The sequence below is a fragment of the Roseivirga echinicomitans genome (assembly GCF_001592935.1).
In the GTDB taxonomy this organism is placed as follows: domain Bacteria; phylum Bacteroidota; class Bacteroidia; order Cytophagales; family Cyclobacteriaceae; genus Roseivirga; species Roseivirga echinicomitans.
In genome coordinates this window covers 51481-75396 of the sequence record NZ_LRDB01000050.1, presented here as the reverse complement: position 1 = coordinate 75396, position 23916 = coordinate 51481, and the positions used below count along the sequence as shown (strand labels likewise).

Below are 23916 nucleotides of genomic sequence, written 5' to 3'. Positions count from 1 at the left end.
TCAATTTTATCTGTGACCACTAACATAACCATTTACCCTTTGTGTTAAATAAAAGTTCCAGAATTATCCCAATGGATGTTCATTTACTTATTGGTCGAAAATTCATTTAACCACTTTATTATGAAATTGAAATTACGAAGTACTGCAATCTTAGCCTTGGCTTTTGTTGCAATCGGCAGCTTACCTGAGGACTTACAGGCCCAGAGAAAAAAGAACGAAACTACTACGGAGCAGACGGCTCCTGAAACTAAGCCTGAGAAAAAAGAAAAAGGTTACTCAGACCTTGTAAAAGGACTTACCGAGGATGAAGGAATTTTTAAGCTTTATCAAAAAGACGATAAGGTCATGTTCGAAATCCCTAAGTCGGAATTAGGTAAGGACATGCTTTGGGTAACTCGAGTAGTTGCAGTACCCGAAAACTTCGGTGGTTTTATAGGCAGTGGTTGGAAAATGAGTGAGCAAATAGTAAAATGGGAGAAGTTAAATGAAAACATCCTACTCAAGTCTATTTCATTCAACAATGTAGCAGACACTACGGATGCCATCTCTAAATCAGTGGCAGACAACAACTTGTCCCCTATTATCGGTTCTTTCAAAATAGAAGGACAACCAGATGGTTCAGAGGCTTACTTAATTGATGTAAGTAAATTCTTCACCCAGGACACAAAAGCCATTAGCGCGATAAGTAATGGAATGCGAACGCAGTTTCAAGTACGTAGACTTGACAACGAAAAGAGTTATTTGTCCTCGGTAAAGAGTTTCCCGATCAACGTAGAAGTGCGTCAGGTAATGACTTATGATGCAGGAAGACCTCCTTCAAATTCTGAATTAGGTTTAATGACTGTCGAAGTAAGTCAGTCGATGATTAAATTACCCGAGAACAAAATGATGCCTAGGTTGGCAGATGAGCGTGTTGGCTGGTTTACTCAAAGCAATATCAATTATAGCTCCCTAAAACTAAAAGGTGATCAACAAACCTTCTTAAAAAGATGGAGATTAGAACCCAAAGACCCTGCTGCTTACGCTAGAGGTGAATTGGTTGAGCCTATCAAACCTATTATTTACTACTTAGACCCTGCTACTCCAGAAAGGTTTGTAAAGTGGTTTAAACTTGGAATTGAAGATTGGCAAGTAGCTTTTGAAGCCGCTGGTTTTAAAAACGCCATCATCGCCAAAGAGCCTCCAAGCAAAGAGGAAGATCCAGATTGGTCTCCAGAGGATGCTCGTTATTCAACGGTGCGCTACGTAGCCAGCATGACAAGAAATGCAGTTGGGCCAAGCACTGCCGATCCTAGAACAGGTGAAATTATTGAGAGTGATATTGTATGGTTTCATAATCATTTGAGGTCATATCGAAACTGGTACATGATTCAGACAGGCGCTGCAAACCCTTTAGCAAGAAGCCTTGATGTGCCAGAAGATGAGATTGGTGAAATGATGAGAGCTGTAATTGCCCATGAAATAGGCCATGCACTTGGTTTACCTCACAATATGAAAGCCAGTTCAGCCTACCCGGTTGAAAAATTAAGAGACCCTGAGTTTACGCAAGAATATGGTGTAGCCCCTACCATTATGGATTACGCTCGTGTAAACTACATTGCACAACCTGGTGATGGTGTAACTCGCTTTATCCGCAAAATTGGTCCTTACGATAAGTATTCCATCAACTGGGGCTATAGAGTAATTCCTTCTGCCAATACACCACAAGCCGAATCTAGCACATTAGACAAGTGGATAATGGAAAAGGCCAATGACAGAATGTATCGTTTTGGAAGTAGTAACGGAAGTAACCCCGAAGCACAAACGGAAGATTTAGGCGATAACGCTGTAATGGCAAGTATGTACGGAATGGAGAACCTCAAAAAGGTAGTGCCTAACTTATTGACTTGGACCACTACCGCTGGTGAGGATTATACTGAAACCAACGAAATCTATGGTGAAATCATTGGTCAATGGAGACGTTTCACGGGACATGTAACTACCGTGATCGGTGGTATTACGGAAGACTTGAAATCAGCTGATCAGTCTGGTTCAGTATTCAACGTAGTTCCAGAAACTTATCAAAAGGAAGCCATGGCATGGATGCAGAAATATGCTTTCAGTACGCCTGATTGGTTACTTGATGAAGAATTGCTTAGAAGACTTGAAAACTATGGTGCCGTAAATCGTATCAGTGGAACTCAGTCTTCTTTCCTAAATTCAGTTTTAGACCCCACTAGGGCACAAAGATTAATTGAAGCAGAGGCCTTTAAAGGCAGAAACACCTATACCATTTATCAACTTTTTGGTGATATGAGAAAAGGTTTGTTTTCTGAGCTTACTTCAGGTAATGAAATTGATACTTACCGTAGAAACTTACAGAGATCGTTTGTTGAAAAGCTTGAATCGTTAATGACCACTGATTCAAATTCATTCCAGGCAAGACAAGTGAATGTTGCACAATCGGATATTCGTCCAGTAGTAAAATCCGAATTAAAAGCACTTCAACAAGAGATCAAAAGTAATAAAGGCAAATTTACAGACAGGGCTAGTTCAATTCATTTAGAAGATCTATTAGATCGAATAGCTGAAATTCTTGATCCGAAGTAAATTAGGTTATCGATTCTTTAAAAAGGCCTTCTCAGGAATTTCTGAGAAGGCCTTTTTGTTTTCAATAGCTCAAAGTGAATACTAATCCCTTAATCTCAGCCCCCAGGCCTCTGGATCAAGCTATTTTAACCTGAACCTAGTTCAATCACTCGTTATTCTTCGTTCATTAATGTAGCCCTCATTAAGAAGCAGACTACACAGTCGTGTAGAAAACGATACACAACTAAATCCTAAATAATATAAATATTATAAGTTTTCATTTACGAATAAGAAAGAATCGAGTTAAAAGCCGCTGTCGGCAGGATTCTGGTCGCAATATGAGTATAACCAAAATTCGAAAAGATGAAAAAGATATACCTATTACTCATTTTGAGCTTGTTTACGCTTTCAACCACAGCTCAAACAAAATATGACCCAATAAGATTTGAAGTCGGAGTTACCAATAACAAGATTGAGCTAAAGGAGCTAGAAAGACCCTTCGATTTAAGTAACCTAAACGCATTTGGAATTAGGGTGGCTTCTGAACTTTATATTAACCCTAGCTTTAATGCCGCACTAAGTGCAACACGAGGGAAATTAAGATTTGACAATATTTTCCGTGGAACGGTAACAGATTTAGATGCCCGATTGACCTACAAGTTTAATAACGGTTATATATTACCTGAAGACGCCCGAGTTTCTCCTTTTATTTCATCCGGTTTTGGAATGACAAATTTAGATGACCAAGAATACTACTTTGGGGAATTTCAAGAATCTCATGCGATGATCCCATTTGCCGCAGGTTTAAACTGGAGAGTCAACCCGAAAACAGACCTTGTTACACAGGCCACTTTCAAAAACTCAATTGACGACACTTATAACTACATGCAATACTCGCTTGGTGTAAAATTCACCTTTAAAAGAAACAAGGACAGCGATGAAGATGGTGTGTTCGATAGAGATGATGCCTGTCCCGAAATGGCTGGGCCTATTTCTAACAATGGTTGTCCATTGGATGATGACGACAACGATGGTGTAGCCAACATTTATGACGCATGTCCAAATGTAGCTGGAACATTAAATGGTTGCCCAGATACTGACGGAGATACAGTACCAGATATTTACGATGCTTGTCCAAATACAGCAGGAGACCCTGCATTAGGTGGATGCCCAGATTCAGATAATGATAGTGTGGTGGATTCACAGGACCCTTGCCCTAACACATATGGTATAATAAACGGATGTACACAACAAGCCATTGAATCGATGATTCCTGAATCAGAAGAGCATATTAAAGTCAAATTGATCGAAGCTGCTGAAAACATTCTTTTCGAGCTAGATGAAGCAACTTTGACTCAAGCTTCTTACGAAGCATTAAATGACATTCTGAATGTATTACAGAATAACCCTAGTATGAAGCTTGACATCAATGGTCATGCAGATAATACGGGCTCTGTAGATTACAATTACCAGTTATCTAAAAATAGAGCAGAAACTGTACGAAAGTATTTTATAGGCAAAGGAATTGCTGCCAATAGATTAATGGCTGAAGGTTTCGGAGAAAGAGCCCCTAGAACTGATAACGACACTTCAGGTGAAAGAGCGCTGAACAGAAGAGTTGATATCGATTTTATTATCAGTAACAAGTAATCATAAGAACTATAAAGTCTTAAAAATGCCTACTCAGAAAATTTGGGTGGGCATTTTTTTTTATTCCAACTAAATTTTGAAAGGGTTTTCAAAGTAAGTCCTATCACTAAATAGTTAGTAATAACTCTGAGTTTCAACTGATATACGCCTCCAATTGAAGAATAATGATAATTATGGATGTCTTCGAATTGGAATCTTACCACTCCTATATTTGGCTTTGAAAAAGTGCCGTAGTTTCTTATATATTAGGTTTTTAATTTTCAACAATTCAAAGCGCTAAGAATGAAACTACTACTTACGAAAACCATTCGCGCGGTTTTCCTTATGCTGCTAACGGTAAGCACAATTGGCTTAAATGCTCAAAGTGATCCATCCGGAGAATCAGCAGTAACCCGAACCTTCGCCATCACCAATGCAACGGTGATTCAAGCACCTGGTAAGGAGTTAAAAGGAGCAACCGTAGTGATTAAAAATGGCCTAATTCAGGCCGTAGGCACCAATGTAACGGTACCTAAAAATGCTCAAGTAATTGACGGCAAGGACATGTTTGTTTATGCTGCCTTTATTGACGGTTTGTCTAACACAGGTGCAAAACGCCCTGAAAACATGCCTCGCCCAAATAACCTTTTCAGCCCAGATCCTCCAAACGATTATGCAGGAATAACTCCAGAGCATAGTCTTTTGGATCAATTGGACATTGAAAGCAACACAATCGCTTCATTGAGAAAAGAAGGATTCGGAGTTTCTCACTCTGTGCCTTTCGGAAGAATGCTTCCTGGCTCAGGTTCTATCATCCTTTTAGGAGATAAAAAACACGCTGATGAGCTTGTGCTATCTAAAGATATCTCTATGTTCACCCAATTCGCAGGTGCTCCAGGTGCTTACCCAGGCAATGTATTGGGAATTATGGCCAAATGGAGAAACCTTTATCGTAATGCTGAAAACAACAAAAAGCATTATGATTCATATGCTCAAAACCCAAGTGGTATTGAAAGACCAGAAAGAGACAGAGTGACTGAGGCTTTCTTCCCTGTTGTTACAAAACAACAATCAGTAATGTTTGATGTATCTAGTGTTCTTGAAGTTCAGAGAGCCATTAGGTTACAAAAAGACTTAGGTTTTAAATTGATGGTTGGTAATGTAAAACAAGCATGGGATTTAGGTCAAATGTTCAAAGACAACGGTACAGGTGTATTCTTGTCTCTAGATTTACCTGATGCTCCGAAAGAAGCGAAAGGAAAAGATTTAGATGAGATGACAGAAGAAACCAAAAGGTTAGAAGCTAGAAAAGTAGACTTCTACAAAAAATACGTAGGCCAAGCTGCTTCTCTTGCCACTTCAGGTGTGAAATTTGGTTTTTCTTCACTTGATGTGACAAGCACTAAAGTAAAGGCCAACTTATTGACCATGATAGAAAATGGCTTAAGTGAAACTGATGCTCTTGCTGCCCTTACCACAAATGCTGCTGGCATTTTGGGAATTGATAAGATCACAGGAACTGTAGAAACTGGTAAAATTGCCAACATTATGGTGAGCAATGCTCCTTACTTCACTAAAGATTCTCAAATCAAGTTCATGTTTGTGGATGGTGATAAGTATGACTTCGAAATCAAAGAGAAAAGTGCAGCAGGAAATGGTAACAGAGCAGGGTCTGCTGCTGCTGGAAATGACCCAATTGTTGGGACTTGGTCTTATAACTTCGAAACACCTCAAGGTGCCTCTACTGGTAAAATGACTTTCGCTAAAGATGGCGGTACATATACTGGCTCAATGACCAGCAATGACGGTGCCCCTGATGCCAACATGCAAGAAATAGTTTTTGCCAATGGCACACTTAGCTTCATCTTTATGATAGATGCAGGAGGTCAATCTGTTGAATTAGTTGTTTCTGGAACCGTTACTGGCAACCAATACGATGCAGAGGTTACAGTTTCTGCTTTCAATTTCTCTACTCCGATGAGTGCTACTAAAGACGGCCAATAAAATCTGAAAACATGAAAAAGAATATTTTAATACTAACACTTATTCTCTTTACTGGCTTTGTTGCAAAAGCTCAGGTAAAGAAAGGAGATGTGCTGATTAAGAATGGAACCGTTTTGACCATTACCAAAGGAACTTTGGACAATACAGACGTTCTCATTAAAGACGGCAAGATCTCTAGAATTGGAAAAAATCTTAAAGCTCCCAATGGAGTTCAAGAGGTTGACGCTACAGGTAAGTTCATTATGCCTGGAATTATCGATGCACACTCGCATATTGCTCTTAGCTCTGTTAACGAAGGCACAAGCCAAGTAACAGCTGAAGTAAACATGGGCGATGTTATTGATCCATTTGATGTTTCTATTTATAGAGCATTGGCTGGAGGTGTAACTTCTACGCACGCACTTCACGGTTCTGCTAACGTAATTGGTGGAGAAAGCGAAACCTTAAAACTTCGTTATGGAACTTCTAATCCTGAGGAATTGAAGTTCGAAGATGCTCCAAGAACAATTAAATTCGCTTTGGGTGAAAACCCAACTAGAGGTGGTCGTTCTCGTGGCATTCAGCCTTCAAGCCGTATGGGCGTTGAGGCTATGTTGAGAAATTCATTTAACGATGCTATTGCTTACAGATCTACATGGGCTGCTTACAAAGCAGACAAAAACCCAAGAAAAGTAGCTCCAGAATATGATTTAAGAATGGAGACTTTGGTTGATATTCTTGATGGTAAAGTTTTGGTGCATTGCCACTCTTACCGTGCGGATGAGATTTACATGTTGTTGAAAGTTTTCACTGATTTCGGAATCAAGAAACTCACCTTCCAACATGCAAACGAAGCGTACAAAGTAGCTTCTGAATTGGCTGAATTTGGAGCAAGCGCTTCAGTTTTTGCTGACTGGTGGGCATATAAATTAGAAGTATACTGGTCGACAGCCTACAACGCTACTATTCTTACAAGAAATGGCGTGTTGACTTCTATCAACTCTGATTCTGGCGAATTGATTCGTCACTTATTCCATGAAGCTGCTAAAACGCAGAAATATGGTGACTTAAGCGATGATGAAGCCCTTTCTTTAATCACATTAAACCCTGCCAAACAATTAGGTATCGACAACAGAGTTGGTTCAATTGAAGTAGGAAAAGATGCTGATATCGCAATCTTTGAGGGTCATCCCCTATCTGTTTATGCTATTCCAGTAATGACTTTCGTGGATGGTGTAAAATACTTTGATAGAGCCAATGATATAGCTGACCAGCGTATCTATGTTAACCCTGAAGAGTCTGTTGAAAATATCACTATTTTCAATCGTCTTGATGAAGACAGATGCATGGAAGAAGGTGTAGTTAGTTTCGAGGCATTATTCTCCAACAAAAAATAGAAAGTAGCTATGAAAAGAATATTCCAAATACTCATAATCGCTTTAATGGTTCCACTTCTTTCTTTTGGGCAAGAAGACGACCAAGTAATGAAAGCCCGAGCGGGTAAATTCGCGCTTACAAATGCCAAGATCTATACTGTAACCAACGGTATTATTGAGAACGGTACTTTGATTATTAACAATGGCATTATCGAAGCTGTTGGCGCCAATGTTAGAATTCCAGATGATGCTGAAGTAATTGACTGCAAGGGAAAAGAAATTTACCCAGGCATGATTGATTCTGGTACTAAAGTAGGTTTATCAGAAATCGGTAGTATTGATGTGTCACAAGATTTTAGCGAAAGCGGAGCTTTAACACCTCAAATGCAAGCCTTAACTGCGGTTAACCCAAATTCAGCTGTTATTCCAGTAACCCGTGTAAGTGGTGTTACTACAGTATGGACTACTCCTAGCGGAGGATTCCTACCAGGAACAGCGGCTGCAATTAACTTGTTTGGTTACACTCCAGATCAAATGTTCGCTGGCGCAAAAGGAATCATCATGAACTTCCCTTCTACCGCTGGTGGAGGTCGTTTCAGAAGAAGATCTCCTGAAGAGCAAGCAAAAGCTACTGAAAGAGCTTTAAAGCAAGTAAACGATGCTTGGGACAAAGCAGAGCTTTATGCTAAAATTGAGAATTCAGATGATGTAAGAAACTACCCTGAAATCGAAGCTTTGGTACCTGTTGTTAAAGGTGAGATGAAACTTTTCATCGAAGCTAATGCTGCAAAGGATATCCTTGCAGTTATTGATTGGGTAAAATCTAGAGGTTACAAAGATGTTGTTATCACTGGTGTTTCTGAAGGCTGGAGAGTAGCCGATGAAATTGCTAAGTCTAAGCTTCCTGTAATTGCTGGCCCTATTCAAGCTATTCCAACGCGTGGTTCTGATAAATATGATGCAGCTTATGCAAACCCAGGAATCATGAGCGCTGCAGGTGTTAAAGTAGCCTTGCGTACTGGTGATACTGAAAATGTTAGAAACTTACCTTACCATGCAGGCTTCGCAGCTTCATACGGAATGGGTAGAGAAGAAGCATTGAAAGCCATTACTATCAATGCTGCTGAGATTTTAGGCGTTTCTAATAGTATCGGATCAATTGAAGTAGGAAAGAAAGCAAACGTGTTTATTTCTACTGGCGATCCATTTGAAACTGCTACTAAGATTACTGACTTATTCATTGACGGTTATAAAGTACCAATGACTTCTCAGCAAATCAGATTGTTTGACGAATTCTTAGATAGAACTCCAGGTGTTAAAAAGAATGACCCTGCGCTTAAAATCATTAAGAAATAATCTTATTTCTAATACCATAAAAAAAGCGACTAGTGATAGTCGCTTTTTTTATGTCCTATTGAGTTATGGGTTATTAGTTATTAGTTAAGAGTGGGCTCCCGTCTTCGGACTTTCAGCTTTTTTATTCCTTCCTCAATACCTCAACCGGATTGGTTTTGCTAAACTGAAGCATTTTAAAGCCGATAACTACGAATAGCAGTACAATCATAAAGACACCAGCGATAAGGCCTTGACTGGCATTAAGACTTATTCTCACCGCATAGTCTTGCAGGTATTGTTCCATCAAATAATAGCCAATAGGTAAAGCAATCAGTAAAGCGATGATAAGGCTATAGAGAAAAGGAAGTGACAACCTTCCCAGTAATTCAGGAACACTTGCCCCTAGAATTTTACGAATACTCACTGCTTTCATCTTGGAATTAGCAAACATAATAGCCATCCCGAAAAGGTTCATAAAGGAAAGCAGAAGCACTACTCCCGCCAAAATGCTAAAGAGCGTTGAGATTTTAGATACCTTCTGAACGGAACCTTGTACCCTATCACTTAATGCATAGATACGCGAGTCTTTAACTGGGTCAAAAGTTTCCCAAACCGCTTCTAACTGTGCCATAACTGAAGCCTGATTATTGTCAGAAATCTTCAGTAAATAACTATGGAACTTCGTGTCAACAGCGGGTAAAAACACATGGCTCATCGGAGTTGGGTTACTCACACCCCAGTCTGCGTAATTACTCACTACGCCAATGACTATTCTTGGCTTTCCATCAACACTCAAAGTCATTCCTAATGGATTTACTAAGCCATGTTGAGCCACAAAACTCTCATTAATTAAACAAGAACTTTCATCTGATACTCCATTGAAAGAACCTCCTTCTAGAAGCTTAATCTCCATAGTCTCAAAGAAGTTTTCCGACACAAATATTCTAGAAGGATTATCTTGAATAAGGCTATCCCCTATTTGAATCTTTACTTTTGAAAAACCATTAAAATTAAGCGGAAACGGACCTTTGGCTACTTCTACCACTCCAGACACTGAACGCAACGACTCTAAAAGCACTGTGCTATTCTTCTTCATTTCTGGGTTTGTATTGTCGAAAGACAGGATGTTCTCAGTCGTATAGCCATTATCGAATTGGGCCATTTCAGAAACTTGAAGCTTCAGAACATAAACTCCGAAAACCAAGCAGATGGTAATCACGAATTGCGTTGTAAGCAAAACCCGTTTCATCACAAAGCCTGAACCTGTTGGACTTGAAAAACCAGAAAGTACTTTTACAGGGTTTAATTTAGAAACTATGAATGCAGGATATAAACCCGCAATAAGACCTGTGAAAAGTGTAAATGCGATTAGTAATACAATCACCTCAGGTTGATCCATCCGCAGACCAATAGGTACTTGAAGCAAATCGGAAACCCACTTCCCAGAAATCTCTAAAGCAACAACAGTTAGCAGTAAAGATACTGCCGCATAAATTACTGATTCAACTAAGAATTGACTTCGAATGGTGCTAACATTCGCACCATTTACCTTTCTAACCCCTACCTCTTTCGCCCTTTTTAAGGATAAACTCAACGCAATGGCTACGTAACCCAAAAAGGCACAAAGCAATACGCCTATGCTAACGTATAATACAGTCTTTATCATTTTTTTGGAAGCCCCAAAAAGAGAATAGTACTGCGCACCATAATCATAGATAGAATTCCCCCAATAGGCGTCCGCTAGTTTTTCAGTATATATACCTTTCAATCCTTCCGTAGGCGCCATAGTTTGGGCAGTCCTAAGCAAGCTCACTTTAAAACGATTAAGGTCAGCTCCTTCTTTTAACAAAACATGCGTTAGCATTGCATCTGTATTACCACTGGCTTTAGTGTCCGCCACAAACTGATCCATTGAAAAGAAGATCCCAGGATTTAATATTGATAATTCAGACACTTCTTCAAGCACTCCGCTAATTAAGAACGTTCCTTTTTCATGAACCAAAACTTCCTTGCCTACTGGGTTTTCATTTGGAAATAGCCTTTCTGACAAAAAGTTGGAAATCACTATTTTACCTGTACCCACCAAGGCATTTTCAGGATTTCCATATTTAAGTGGAAAACTAAATACATCGAATACATTGGCGTCAGTATAAAAGGCCTTTGCTTGTCTGATGAAAGATTGTTCATCCTTACTTAAATAGACTTCTCCGTTATAGGAGTTAATCACGTTGACTGCCTCAATATCTGGGCTTACATTTGGCATTTCTGCTACCATATCCGCTGATATATATTGATGATATCGCTCATAATCTAGCATAACCCTATACACCCTATCTGCATTTGCGTGATTGAGGTTTCTGGAATATTCATAGCGTACATAGAGCCCTGCCATTACAAAACAGTACATGCCCAAAGCCAATGAAAAGATCATTAAAAGTGTGTAGCCAGTGTTTCTCTTTAGGTTAGTAAAAGCTGATTTTATATAGTTTCGTAGCATAGCGTGTCGGTTTATTAGTTAATTGGTCATTAGTGAAAACGAAAAACCACTTCTGACTCCCGTCTTCGGTCTTCCAACCTTATTTCATTAATCCCTTAATTCATTGCTTCATTCGTCTTTCAATATCTCCACTGGGTTAATTAAGTAAGCTTTTATGCTGTGAATGGAAACAGTAATGAAAATCACAACAGAGGCAACGGCAATGGCTCCGAAGATTAGGAAGACAGGCATTTCAATGCGATAAGCAAAAGAACTAAGCCAATTGTCCATCCAATAGACAACCACTGGCACTGAAATGATAACCGCAATCAGTAGTTTCCATACACTTGAAACATTCAGCACCTTTTGAATACTGAAGAAACCGGCTCCCAGCACTTTACGAATGCCCATTTCCTTTAACCTACGTTTTACTGAATAACCTGCAATACCGAACAGGCCGATAAAAGCCACCAAAGCTGCAATCACTGTAAAAGTGTTGAGCATGGTAATCATTACATTTTCTTGTTTGTATTGGGCGTTGATTTGGTCTTCTAGAAAGAAGAAATTGGCTTGGTCCCCACTGGTTAAGTCTGAGTACTTGGCTTTGATGTTATCCACTACGGACACGGTGCTTTCATTATCCAACTTTAAGACGAGTAGCGAAGCATTTCTATCTAAAAGCTCAAATAATGTAGCTTCAACGGATTCTTTTTTAGACACAAAATGGAAATCATTCACAACACCTACAATCCGTAAGTCCTCCTGATTTCGTCTTATTGTTTTTCCTATTGCTGAGCCTTTGAAGCCAAGTTTTTGAACAGCCGTTTCATTTATCATCACTACCCTTGAGGAATCGGTATCTTCCAAAACAAAATTTCTTCCTTCAATCAAAGACATGCCTAAAGTCTGAAGGTAATCCTCGTCAATATCGAAATTATGAAAGCCAAAGTCATAATCACTGAATTTACCCCATCCTGATACCCTACTTGGTATTGAGCTTGTTAAACTAGCCGACTTGACTCCAGGTAGAGATTGAAACTCATTTTTAAATACTTCCGCACCTACTTTTCGAGATAAGTGCAAAATCAGTTGTTGGTCTTTATCAAAACCAAGGTTTTCATTTCGCATAAAATCCATCTGACGATTGGCCGTAAATGAAACACAAATAAGCACGATGAATACTACGATTTGGAAAATGCTGACAACACCTATAAGCCTCTTTGTTGAGAAATTACTAGAAGTGTTTTTGAAAATCTTCACCACATTAAGCCTTGTGCTTAAATAGGCAGGATAAAGAGCACACAGACAGGCAATAATCAAAGAAAATATTAAGCCCTTGAATAAAAACTCTGGTTGTTCAAAAACACTAATGGCCAAACTTCTATCGATAAGGCTTTCCAGTTGCGGAAGTAATAATTCTACCAAAATGATAGCGGCCAAGAAACTGAAAAACACCTGAATGACAGACTCAATCAAAAATTGAGTGTAAAGCTCTTTATTCCTAGCACCCGATACCTTCCTTACACCAATTTCTTTAGTTCTCTCAATAGATTGAGAAAGTGCAAGACTTATATAGTTAAACACAGAGCAGATGAGTATAAATGCAGCAACTAGTGTGAAAATAAAAATGTACTGACGATCCGTCTTTTCTGTTACTCGTCCTGTTACATCCAAAGAGAAATGTACATCAGCTAATGGCTGAAGCGTCAAAGACATACTCTCAATCTTAGCATTGGCCTGATATAAGTCATTGAGTTTTGATTCCACTTCTGTTATTTGATCGCCTTTATTGAGTAAAAAATAAGTTTGGTCTCCATAGCTGGCCCTCCACTGATTAAAGCCATTCTCCCCTCTCCAAGCATTCACAGTGGTGAGTAGCGCAATGATTTCAGCTTTGATCGAGGTGGTATTTGGGAGGTCTTTATATACTCCATCAATGATCAAGTCAACACGCCCCACTTTAACCACCTTGCCAAGCGCCTCATTAGCACTGCCAAAGTATTGAATGGCTTTTGATTCATTCATTAGCATAGAGTTGGGAGTCTTTAGTGCCCCTGATACATCGCCAGCGACAAAATCAAGGTCGAAGAATTCTAAAAATCCTCGGTCAATGGCCGCACTGTGTACGCGTCCGATAGAATCTTGAACTCCTTTGACTACTATACTCACTTGGGAGTTATCGAGCCTACTGAAAGCTTCTATTTCGGGGATTTCATCCTTTGCCACTGGGCCAAAAGCAGAGCTAAGACTACTCGTCTTTTCCTCTCCACCATCTATTTCGCTAACCTGAACTACCCTGAAAATCCTGTCTTTCTTTTCATGAAACTGATCATAGGCCAATTCATTCTGAAGAAAGAGATAGATGATAAAGAATGACCCCAAACCGATACTCAGTCCAAGGATGTTCAGGCCTGCATAGAGCTTGTTTCTTCTCAGGTTTCTAAAAGCGACTTTGATGTAGTTTCGTAGCATAGCGTGTTGGTTTATTAGTTAATTTGTCATTTGTCATTAGTCATTAGTCATTAGTGAAAACGAAAAACCACTTCTGAATCCATCTTCGGTCTTCTAAACTTATTTCATTAATCCCTTCTATCATTCCTTCATTCGTCTTTCAATATCTCCACTGGGTTAATCAAATAGGCTTTTATGCTGTGAATGGAAACAGTAATGAAAATCACGATGGAGGCAACGGCAATGGCTCCGAAGATTAGGAAGACAGGCATTTCAATGCGATAAGCAAAAGAACTCAGCCAATTGTCCATCCAATACACCACTACGGGTACAGCAATAGCCACCGCAATCAGTAGTTTCCATACACTTGAAACATTAAGTGTTTTCTGAATACTCATGAAGCCTGCACCGAGTACTTTGCGAATGCCCATTTCCTTTAGCCTGCGTTTCACCGAATAGCCTGCAATACCGAACAAGCCAATAAAAGCCACCAAAGCTGCTATCACTGTAAAAGTGTTTAGCATAGTAATCATCACGTTTTCTTGTCTGTATTGGGCGTCAATTCGATCTTCGAAAAAGAAATACGAAGGCCTATAGACGTCTGGGATTATGTTGTAGTACTCTAAAACTTCTTTGGTGGTTGAAGCCCAATTTGCACCGTCAAGTTTAACGATGAACTGACCACTGAAGCCAATGGTAATAGGTCTAAATACTACTGGCGCTATAAGTTCTTTTTTGGAAGCAAAGTGAAAATCACTAACTACACCAATAATTTTATAGGCTGACGAGCCCGAGCCTAGCATCTTACCAACCGCTGTAATCTCATCATAGCCTATTTTATGTGCGGCAGTGGTATTGATCAATACCAATCTAGCCGAATCGGCATCTTCGGGTAAAAAAGTTCGCCCACCTAACAAAGTCATACCCATGGTTTGAACGTAGTCTTCATCTATCTCGAAGAAACTGAAATCAAAATCAAACTCTTTAAAACTCATGGTAGGTACAACATCATTTGGAAGTTGACCACCACTACTGATAGATTTTACACCAGGGATTTTCAGTAATTCATTTTTGGGCTCGACTCTATTTTGATAGGGCATGTGTTCCAATACCAGTAGTTGATCTTTATCGAAGCCTAAATTCTCGTTCCGCATAAAGCGCATTTGTCGGTTAGCAGTGACCGAAACACAGATAAGCACTACAAAAACCACAATTTGAAAAATGCCAATTGCTCCGATCAATCGTTGGGAAGAAAAAACACCTTTGCCATTTTTAAAAACTTGAACCACCTTTAGTTTTGTGCTCAAATAAGTGGGATAGAACGAGCAAAGAAGGGCAATAAACAAGGCGAACATAATGCCTTGGAGCAAAAGAATAGGCTGGGCTAAAACGCTGATGCCTAAATCTCTTTCTACTAAAGCTTCTAGTTGAGGAATAAGTAATTCCACCAAAATCATGGAAAGTACAAAGCTTATAAGGACATGCAATAATGACTCAATTATAAATTGTTTGCGTAGCTCTCTGCTGCTGGCGCCTGCCACTTTTCGAACTCCGATCTCTTTTGCTCTTTCAATAGACTGGGAGACTGATAAACTGATGTAGTTAAAAATGGAGCTTGCTAAAATGAAGATGGCTACAAATGCAAAAATCGAAACGTACTGACGGTCAGTTTTTTCCTTCACCTCATCTTTTACATCTAATGAATAATGAACATCGGAAATGGACTGTAAGCTCAGTTCACTTCCCTTCCCGTACTTATTCTTTTCTAAATAAAGTTCAGTGAGTTTATTTTCAACATCAGCTACCTCGGTATTTTCGTTCAACAGCATATAGGCTTGCAGGTTATTCATTCTTACTCCCCAAGCCCCTACCTCATGGCGAGCATTCATTTTTTCATTAAGAACAATAACATCAGCCTTAATAGATGAACTCTTCGGCAGGTCATGAAACAGTCCAGTAATAATGTAACTGTCTTTATAATAGCCGACAGTTTTACCCAAAACATCAGTTGTACCATATTGCTTCAAGGCCATTGATTCGCTAATCAGCATGGAATTGGGAGATTTAAATACACTCTTAGTGTTACCATACATAAAGTGGATCGTAAAGAAATTCAAGAAATCACGATCAACAATTAAGGTCTCTGTTGGAGTACCGTTCTCCGTTACCTCATGAAAATTGAATACAGCAGAATTTCTATCCACTTTGCTAAAAGCTTCGATACCCGGTATCCCTTCAATAAACTTTTGAGAAAAGGCATGGCTCATACTGGCTTGTTTCTCTACCCCAAAATCGCTTTCAGCAATCGCTACTACCCTGTAAATCCTATCCTTCTTTTCATGAAACTGGTCATAGGCCAATTCATTCTGAAGAAATAGGTAAATGATAAAGAATGAGCCCAAACCGATACTCAGCCCAATGATGTTCAGGCTTGCATAGAGCTTATTTCTTCTCAGGTTTCTAAAAGCAACTTTGATGTAGTTTCGTAGCATAGCGTATTGGTTTATTAGTTAATTGGTCATTGGTCATTGGTGAATCAGCCAATTCAAACTATTGACCAATGTCCATTGACTATTGACCGACTTATTCGTTCCTCAAAATATCTACTGGATTGTTTCTAATGGTTGAAAGCGCCCTACTCAGTAACACCAGTGCTGAAAAACCGAGAATACTGATCACTGTAATGACTCCAAATGACGCGTCCAAATCAATCCTGTTCGGGTATTGATTGAGTGCGTTGCCCATAAAGTAATAGGCCAATGGTATGGACACTAGAGACGATAAAAGAATCAACCAAGCATAAGGTTTAGCTAAAATAAAGAGGATGTTATTTGCAGTGGCTCCTAACACTTTTCGAATGCCAATTTCCTTAATGCGTTGTGAAGTTTGAAAGGCAACCAAAGAGAATAGCCCAAAGAGTGAAATCACCACAATGGCAGTAGTAACCCCGTTAATAATCAAAGTAAGGCGTTGCAATTCACTTAGCTTGGCCTCATATGCGTCATCTAAAAACTGATATTGATAAGCGTCCTTATAATCAAACTGATCCCAAATGGCATCAATCTGCCCTAAGGTGCTGGCCATGTTCTGAGCGTTCACCTTGATCAATAGATTATTGACCCTTCCACTGAGTAGCGGTGTTAACATCAGATCTCCAGCTGTCGACATAGAACCCGTAATGAGGAAATCCTTGATCAAGCCTATCACTCTTTTAGTACTCCCTTCAAATATCAGCGTTGCCCCTACTGGATCCTCCAATTCCAACTTCTTGGCTAAGGCTTCATTAATTATGATTGCATTATCAAAATCAGATGTAATTTCAGGGTCGAAATTTCTGCCGGCCAGCAATGGAATTTCAAGCATTGTGATGAAACTCTCATCAGTCTCAACCCGAGGGACATTTTTAAAAGTCTTTCCTTCAAATTCTAATGTATTAAAACCGAAAGCACCTCCGGGAAGTGGCCCCGTTGTAACCCCTTCAACCCCACTAATATTCTTTACCTCTTGCATAAATACCTGAGGTCTCTCAGACATTTCCTTTGTCATGCGAATGCTGACCACCCTTTCTTTATTAAAGCCAAGGTCAAAGTTGATGTAATGATTGATTTGCTTATTGGCCACCAAAAGCACAATGATCATAAAAGCTGAAATGGTGAACTGAAAAAAGAGCAAAATACTGCGATGAGAAAAACGAGAATGACCTTGCTGTTTCTGCCCTTTTAGTGCTTTCACCGGGTTGAAACGAGACAATAGTACCGCTGGATAAATACCAGCCAAAAGACCACAGAACAATGCATAGGCCAATAAGTAGCCTAAAATGGTAATGTCTTCATAGTCCATCTTCAGGCTGATGCCCATAATTTGGGATACCGAAGGCAAAAGGATTTCTACCATAATAACGGCCACCACCAAACAGAGCAAGGCGAAAAAGAGCGTTTCACCCAAAAACTGTTTAATTAACTGATTCTGAGTAGCCCCATTCACTTTACGAATCCCTACTTCTTTGGCCCTTTCCATGGCTTTAGCAGTCGCCATATTTACATAATTGGATAAGGCAATAAAAAGCAGAAGAATAGCCAAGCCTGAACACAAATAAATGACGTCCTTATTTGCCCCCAATCCTCTATCGCGGTTATTCAATGATGCTCCACTGCCTGATAATTGCCAATATGAATTTGCAAAAGAACCTAACTCTGCCTCGCTCCCCTCATACATTGCATCCTCGGGTTTGTTACTGTTATATATAGTAGCGATTCGTTTTCTTATCTCACTGAGATCACTGTTAGGTAGTGTTTTTATGTAAATAAAGAATGTGTTGTAACCCCACGAATCTAGACTCTCTTTATCGTTCAATGAGAAAGAAAAATGAGGTTGGAACTGAGAGTTTTTTGGGAAATCTTTAAGAACGGCTGTTACTCTAAAATCACCTTTACCATCCACAGAAAGTGTTTCTCCAATTGCATTTTCTACATCAAAGTACTTTAGGGCCATTTCTCTCGAAATCACAACTGAATTTGGATCGTCAAATAAATTAGACTTATCTCCGTAAAGAATCGGAAATGTAAAAACATTGAAGAAAGAGGCTTCTATAGTATAATACTTCTCTTGTATGTAGTCTGTCCCATTTTTAACAACATACATACCTCCCGCTCCGGCTACAGTGGTAGTTACCTCTTCCAACCCTGGGGTTCCGTCTTTGATCAACTTGCCCAACATGGGTGGCAAAAATGGATCGTAAGAGCCTCCAAAACGTTCGGTCTTCTTCATTTTAACCAAATGAATATCTTCTACCTCCTCATGGAATTGATCATAGGAAAGCTCATACCGTACATAGAGTCCAACCAAAATAAAACAGGCCATGGCCACTGAAAGACCTGTCAGGTTAATCAATGTAAAGACCTTGTTTCTCTTTATTCCTCTTAGCGTGGTGGTGATGTAGTTCTTTAGCATAGCTCTTTGGTTATTGGTGTATTAGTTTATTGGTCATTGGTCATTGGAGAAAACGAAAACCCGCTTCTGACTACCGTCTTCGGTCTTCTAGCCTTCTTCCATTAATTCATTGTCTCATTCCTTCATTATTTCATTCATCCCATTTTTCATTGTTTCATTAGCTCACTCATTCCTTAAAGAGTCTACAGGGTTAGCGTTGGCAGTTTTAAGCGATTGAAAACTTACAGTGAGAAAAGCAATTCCAAAAGTGATTATTATAGGCAGTACAAATAGCCCCGCACCAATCTCTATTCTATAGGGGAAGCTCTGCAGCCATGTATCGACTAAGAAATAAGCCACAGGAACCACAATAATAAAAGACAGCAATACGAGTTTGGAAAACCCTGCATTCAACAACAGAAGCAGGTTTTGTACCGAAGCTCCTAAAACCTTCCTCACTCCTATTTCTTTCTTGCGCTGCTCAGCAGACAAGTGCGCCAAACCGAATAAGCCTAAACATGAAATGAAAATGGTTAAAAACGAAGCGTTTGTGATGATGCTTTTCCATCGTTCTTCTTCGGTAAAAGCATTCTGATTTTCTTCTTCTAGAAACTTGAAGGACAATGGCTGATAAGGCTCAATCTTTCTCCAAGACTTGAGTAATTCACTTTGAATCAGGCTGTCGTAACCCGGCCTGTACCGTACCAAAACCTCCGCATATTGTCCGGTGGGTTTCCCTGAAAACAACACCAGAGGCATAACTTTTGATTTGGCTGTAGCTAAATCGTAGTCCTTGACTATTCCTACAATTCGAAAAGCCTCATTGCCACTTCCATCACCAAATATTGCATTTAACGGCTCCTCAATGCCCATGTCTTTGATGAACATTTCATTGACAATCACATTAGAAAGGGTATCTGTGCCTCGATAAGTGTAATCGCCCCCCGATATTAGCCTTCGCCCTTCAATAACTTCAAGGCCTTTTAAATCCATATAATCCTCATCTATTGTATTAGTGGTTCCAATGAGTTTTTTGCCCTTGTAATCATATTCGGAACCTGTGCCATAGCCATTGGATAGTGCTACCCCTGTAAGGTTGGGGTTTGTGGAAAGGTCTGTCTTAACAATCGAAGCTTTATCTTCGAACATAAACATGTCCATATAAACAAGATTGGTGTCATCGAAGCCCAAATCCTTGTTGACCATAAAGCCAATTTGCCTATTAATGGCAACCGTTCCGACAACGAGAATTCCTGCAATTGCAAACTGAAAGAGCACAAGTGCCTTTGACACATAGCGCCTGTTGGAAAGGCGAAGTTTGCCATTAAGGCTGTCAATAGTTGAAAACCGTGAAATTGAAAATGAGGGATACACTCCTGCTAACAATGCAGTGCACAGTACCAAAAGAAGGCATAAAACGAGTAAAATAGGGTTGTCTATTATGCTAGAAGAAAACTGTTTATTGGTAAGTTGACCGAAGGCCGGTAGAAATATCTCAGCCAAAATAAGCCCCAGAATAAAGGAAATTGACGATACAAAGAGTGCCTCACTCAAAAACTGTTTGGTCAATTGTGATCTCTTGGCACCCAGTACTTTTCTTACCCCTATCTCTTTTGATCTCGGCAATGACCTGGCCACAGTGAGGTTGGCAAAATTGATGCAGGCAAGGGCTAAGATTAATATGGCAATCCCACCCAATGTTAAGGCATGTGTGGGATTGCTGTTCTTTTTAATTCCAGCCGAACCTCCGTTATAGCCTTTTGTAAAGTGAATAGCCGTTAAAGGTTGAAGAAAGCTCTCAATTCCTCTAGCAAACTGACCATCTTCTCCTGGGTTCTGAAGGTTCCTCACTTCCTTCATTTTTTGTTGAACCAAGTTCACATCAGCATCTCTCCTAATCATAATAAAAGAGGTGTTACTAATATTGCCCCAATCCCGACTCGTAATAGTGCCCTTTTTGGCTGTTTTGGACCAAGGCAATATTACTTCAAAGTTGAGAGAAGAATTAGAAGGAAGGTTCTCGATGACGGCATCTACATAATAGGATTCTGGTTCAGCAACAGTTTTAATCCGTAGCTCTTTACCAACCACATCGGTTTTTCCGAAGTACTTAACTGCCACTGAACGGGTAATGACTATACCGAAATCAGATTGTAATGCATTTTCGAAATCTCCATAAATCAACTTAAAGTCAAACAATTTAAAAAGCTGAGGGTCAGCATATACTCCTTTAAACTGTCTCACATATTCATCTCCTTGTTTAATAATTAGAGAAGCGTTGTTTATTCTCGTAAAGGACTCAATTTCCGGAATGGATTCAGCATATGCGGCAGCTTCAACTTTATTAGTGGCCGCCATTCTCATCTCATTTCCACCAAACTCAACCTTTGAATTGATGCGGTAAATTCGATCTGAGTTTTGATGAAATTTATCGAATGTGACTTCATCATTGATGTATAGAAAAATCAACAAACAACTGGCAATACCAATGGCTAAACCACTGATATTGATAAAAGAATACCCCTTATGTTTGATCAGGTTTCTAACAGCAATTTTAAAATAGTTCTTAAGCATAATATTGGTGTATTAGTTAATTAGTCATTGGTGAAAATGAGAATCCACTTCTGACTCCCGTCTTCGGTCTCCCAACCTTATTTCATTAATTCATTTATTCATTAATCCCCTCTCTCATTATTTCATTGGTTCACTCACTCCTCAACACATCTATCGGGTTTTTCTGGACACTGAAATAGCTATGTAAACCAAGCACAGCAATGGCCAATACACCCACCATAATGATGGCTTGAACAAAGAATGGGGTTAGGTTTTCTAATCTGTATGGGAAATCGACAATCCATTGCTCCAAACCATAGTAGGTAAGGGGAACGGCTGCGATAAAGGCCAATATTATCAGCCAAGTGAATCGCTTATTTAAAGTTTGTGCTAAGTGCAGATAGCTTGCGCCTAATACTTTTCTGATCCCCACTTCTTTTTCTCTTAACTTATTTTCGAAAGAAGAAAGTGCAAGGAGCCCTAAGAAAGCAACCGAAACAACCATAAAAGTGAGGAAGTCGAAAATGGTGATTAGCTGCGATTCTTTCTCATATGCAGGTGAGAAAAAGCCTTCAAGCTCTCTTAAGTTAGGGTCTGATTTCACTCCTAGTTTATTGAGCGCCAGCCCTATTTGCGCTTTCACCACCTCTTTATTGTTAGCCCTATAATTAAACTGAACAAAACCCCTTGGATTAGCAGTATAGGTAATCATAGCGGGTTCGATTACATTTTTAGCTGAAGAGAAATGAAAGTCCTTCACTACGCCCACTACAATTCTACCATTAGGCATTTTGGCCCCAATGGCTGGGTTCAAGCCAAGCTTCTTTTTTGCTGTTTCATTGATGATGACCAAACTGTCCAATTGTGATTTTGGCAGGTTAGAGAAGTCCGTTCCCTCTAAAACTTCAAGTTCAAAGAGTTCATTAAAATTTTGGTCAGCTGCCCCAGAATAAATGGTAATAGGAACAGGTTTTCCATCCACCAAAATCGTCATAGGTGGCGGAGGCGCAAACATGGGCAAAGGAGAAGAAGTTACTTTTTCAATTTGCGGAATCGCTTCTAGTACATTTCTAACGGTCTGATAATCGAGCGAACGCCCCTCTTGGTATAGACTAAAAGTCATTATATTTTCCTCGTTATACCCCTTATCCAAATTGATTAAGTAATTAGATTGTCCCCGAATAACCAAGGCCGTAATGAGCAAGCCTGTGCAAATCATAAACTGTAATACGAACAGTGATTTGCGAAGAATATTCACTTTAGATTGAGGCAAAGCCCCTCTGAGTACTCCTGAAATACTGAAAGAGCTCAATGAAACTGCAGGATAAATTCCGGAGATCAGTACTACAAGAATGAGTACAGCAATAGGTAACAATAATAGCTGCGGGGCTTGACTAAAATTGATATCCAATGCTTTACCAATAAGAGGCTGGGCATATGGCAGTGCCAATTCAAGCCCAATTAACGCGACAATTAAAGCACAAAAGGACAAGGCAAAAGTTTCTAACATTTGAGAAAGTACCAAACGGCTGCGGCTTGCACCCATTATTTTTCGAATGCCCATTTGCTTCACCTTAGAAAAGGAAAGCGCAGTAGTAAGGTTGATATAGTTAAAGCAGGCAACAAATAGAATTAAGCCTCCAACAAGAGAAAAAATGTATAAATACTTTGATTGACCACCAAACAAGTTTTTAGCATCATAGCGTTCAGTTTGCCCATTGAGGTATAAATTTGAGAACTTAAGAAATGTAAGACCATCCGCCACTTGTGTAACATCATGTAAGGCCAAAATTTGCTTGGCATCTGCCATCAACTCATTTGGAGAATATCCTTCTTTTAATAGCAAATAGCTGAAGCCTGACCCATTCAGCCAATTGTCTTTATTGAAATCATAATTCGATATTTCGGCAGTAATCGACCCTAAAAAATCAAACTTTAAATGACTGTTTTTAGGAATGGGCTTAAGTACTCCTGCTACTCTAAAGCTACCTTTATTTTGAAAAGTGAGCGTTTCGCCTACGGGGTTAACTCCCGGAAAAAGGGTTTCTGCAATATCGGAAGAGAGGATGATGTCAGAGGGATCAGCCAGTGCCAATTCCTCATTGCCAAATTTTAAACTAAAATCAAATACTTTAAAAAGTGATGGAGAAGAAAAAAACAGTTTATCCGTTTGTATCCATTCATCATTGACCTTATAATTTGCATAGGAATTCCTACTTACACTAACCGCGTCCAATACAGCAGTACTCTCCTCTTTCAATACATGCATCAGCGCATCAGATGGTCTTACTTTAAATGAAGTACCATCTTCTTTTTTCAACTCCAAAGACGACATATAGATGTTAGAAGCATTCTCGTGCCAACGGTCATAGGTCACTTCATCTCGAACATAGAGTGCAGTCGCCAAAAAGCAGAACATGCCAATGCTCAAACCTATAAGGTTAATCAGTGTAAAGGCCTTCTCGCGTTTTAAGCTTCGGAATACAGTTTCAAAATATCTCATCAGTCGTTATGGTTTATTGGTCATTGGTCATTGGTCATTGGTGAAAACGAAAGCCCACTTCTGACTTCCATCTTCGGTCTTCCAACCTTGTTTCATTCCTTCGTTAATTCACT

11 protein-coding genes are annotated in these 23916 nt (G+C 39.5%); 5 read left to right on the top strand and 6 right to left on the bottom strand.

Features of this window, described 5'->3' with window-relative positions; genetic code table 11:
- The first annotated feature begins 120 nt into the window (after positions 1-120).
- The 5 genes from AWN68_RS14530 (at position 121) to AWN68_RS14510 (ending at position 8912) form a co-directional block, all read left to right on the top strand.
- The gene (locus tag AWN68_RS14530; protein ID WP_068418506.1) at positions 121-2589 is read left to right on the top strand and encodes a zinc-dependent metalloprotease; all 2469 of its coding nucleotides are present in this window, start codon (positions 121-123) and stop codon (positions 2587-2589) included.
- A gap of 342 nt (positions 2590-2931) precedes the next feature.
- Positions 2932-4218 carry an OmpA family protein gene (locus tag AWN68_RS14525; protein ID WP_068417155.1) on the top strand — a complete coding sequence of 429 codons (1287 nt, stop codon included), beginning with the start codon at positions 2932-2934 and terminating at the stop codon, positions 4216-4218.
- A gap of 282 nt (positions 4219-4500) precedes the next feature.
- Positions 4501-6201, top strand: a complete 1701-nt coding sequence (locus AWN68_RS14520; protein ID WP_068417154.1) for an amidohydrolase family protein — start codon at positions 4501-4503, stop codon at positions 6199-6201.
- Between the two features lie 11 nt (positions 6202-6212).
- On the top strand, positions 6213-7577 hold the full coding sequence (locus AWN68_RS14515; RefSeq protein ID WP_068417152.1) for an amidohydrolase: 1365 nt from the start codon (positions 6213-6215) through the stop codon (positions 7575-7577).
- 9 nt (positions 7578-7586) lie between these two features.
- Complete coding sequence (locus tag AWN68_RS14510; protein ID WP_068417149.1) at positions 7587-8912, top strand: amidohydrolase family protein; 1326 nt, start codon at positions 7587-7589, stop codon at positions 8910-8912.
- A gap of 121 nt (positions 8913-9033) precedes the next feature.
- On the opposite strand, the gene AWN68_RS14505 is transcribed toward AWN68_RS14510, so the two are convergent.
- The 6 genes from AWN68_RS14505 to AWN68_RS14480 all read right to left on the bottom strand — a co-directional run bounded on the left by AWN68_RS14505 (position 9034) and on the right by AWN68_RS14480 (position 23803).
- Positions 9034-11388 (bottom strand): ABC transporter permease, encoded by a 2355-nt coding sequence (locus AWN68_RS14505; RefSeq protein ID WP_068417148.1) that lies wholly within the window; start codon positions 11386-11388, stop codon positions 9034-9036.
- A gap of 108 nt (positions 11389-11496) precedes the next feature.
- Positions 11497-13839 (bottom strand): ABC transporter permease, encoded by a 2343-nt coding sequence (locus AWN68_RS14500; protein WP_068417147.1) that lies wholly within the window; start codon positions 13837-13839, stop codon positions 11497-11499.
- A 128-nt stretch (positions 13840-13967) separates the two neighbouring features.
- Complete coding sequence (locus AWN68_RS14495) at positions 13968-16310, bottom strand: ABC transporter permease (protein ID WP_068417146.1); 2343 nt, start codon at positions 16308-16310, stop codon at positions 13968-13970.
- Positions 16311-16401: 91 nt separating this feature from the next.
- Complete coding sequence (locus tag AWN68_RS14490) at positions 16402-18768, bottom strand: ABC transporter permease (RefSeq protein ID WP_068417144.1); 2367 nt, start codon at positions 18766-18768, stop codon at positions 16402-16404.
- A gap of 162 nt (positions 18769-18930) precedes the next feature.
- Positions 18931-21321 carry an ABC transporter permease gene (locus AWN68_RS14485; protein WP_068417142.1) on the bottom strand — a complete coding sequence of 797 codons (2391 nt, stop codon included), beginning with the start codon at positions 21319-21321 and terminating at the stop codon, positions 18931-18933.
- Between the two features lie 130 nt (positions 21322-21451).
- Entirely contained in the window at positions 21452-23803 is a 2352-nt protein-coding gene (locus tag AWN68_RS14480) for an ABC transporter permease (RefSeq protein WP_084362878.1), read from the bottom strand.
- Between the last annotated feature and the right edge of the window lie 113 nt (positions 23804-23916).

Excerpts from the sequence above, each read along its gene's own strand:
- AWN68_RS14530 (WP_068418506.1), top strand. The coding sequence starts at position 121 with ATGAAATTGAAATTACGAAGTACTGCAATCTTAGCCTTGGCTTTTGTT.
- AWN68_RS14525 (WP_068417155.1), top strand. The coding sequence starts at position 2,932 with ATGAAAAAGATATACCTATTACTCATTTTGAGCTTGTTTACGCTTTCA.
- AWN68_RS14520 (WP_068417154.1), top strand. The coding sequence starts at position 4,501 with ATGAAACTACTACTTACGAAAACCATTCGCGCGGTTTTCCTTATGCTG.
- AWN68_RS14515 (WP_068417152.1), top strand. The coding sequence starts at position 6,213 with ATGAAAAAGAATATTTTAATACTAACACTTATTCTCTTTACTGGCTTT.
- AWN68_RS14510 (WP_068417149.1), top strand. The coding sequence starts at position 7,587 with ATGAAAAGAATATTCCAAATACTCATAATCGCTTTAATGGTTCCACTT.
- AWN68_RS14505 (WP_068417148.1), bottom strand. The coding sequence starts at position 11,388 with ATGCTACGAAACTATATAAAATCAGCTTTTACTAACCTAAAGAGAAAC.
- AWN68_RS14500 (WP_068417147.1), bottom strand. The coding sequence starts at position 13,839 with ATGCTACGAAACTACATCAAAGTCGCTTTTAGAAACCTGAGAAGAAAC.
- AWN68_RS14495 (WP_068417146.1), bottom strand. The coding sequence starts at position 16,310 with ATGCTACGAAACTACATCAAAGTTGCTTTTAGAAACCTGAGAAGAAAT.
- AWN68_RS14490 (WP_068417144.1), bottom strand. The coding sequence starts at position 18,768 with ATGCTAAAGAACTACATCACCACCACGCTAAGAGGAATAAAGAGAAAC.
- AWN68_RS14485 (WP_068417142.1), bottom strand. The coding sequence starts at position 21,321 with ATGCTTAAGAACTATTTTAAAATTGCTGTTAGAAACCTGATCAAACAT.
- AWN68_RS14480 (WP_084362878.1), bottom strand. The coding sequence starts at position 23,803 with ATGAGATATTTTGAAACTGTATTCCGAAGCTTAAAACGCGAGAAGGCC.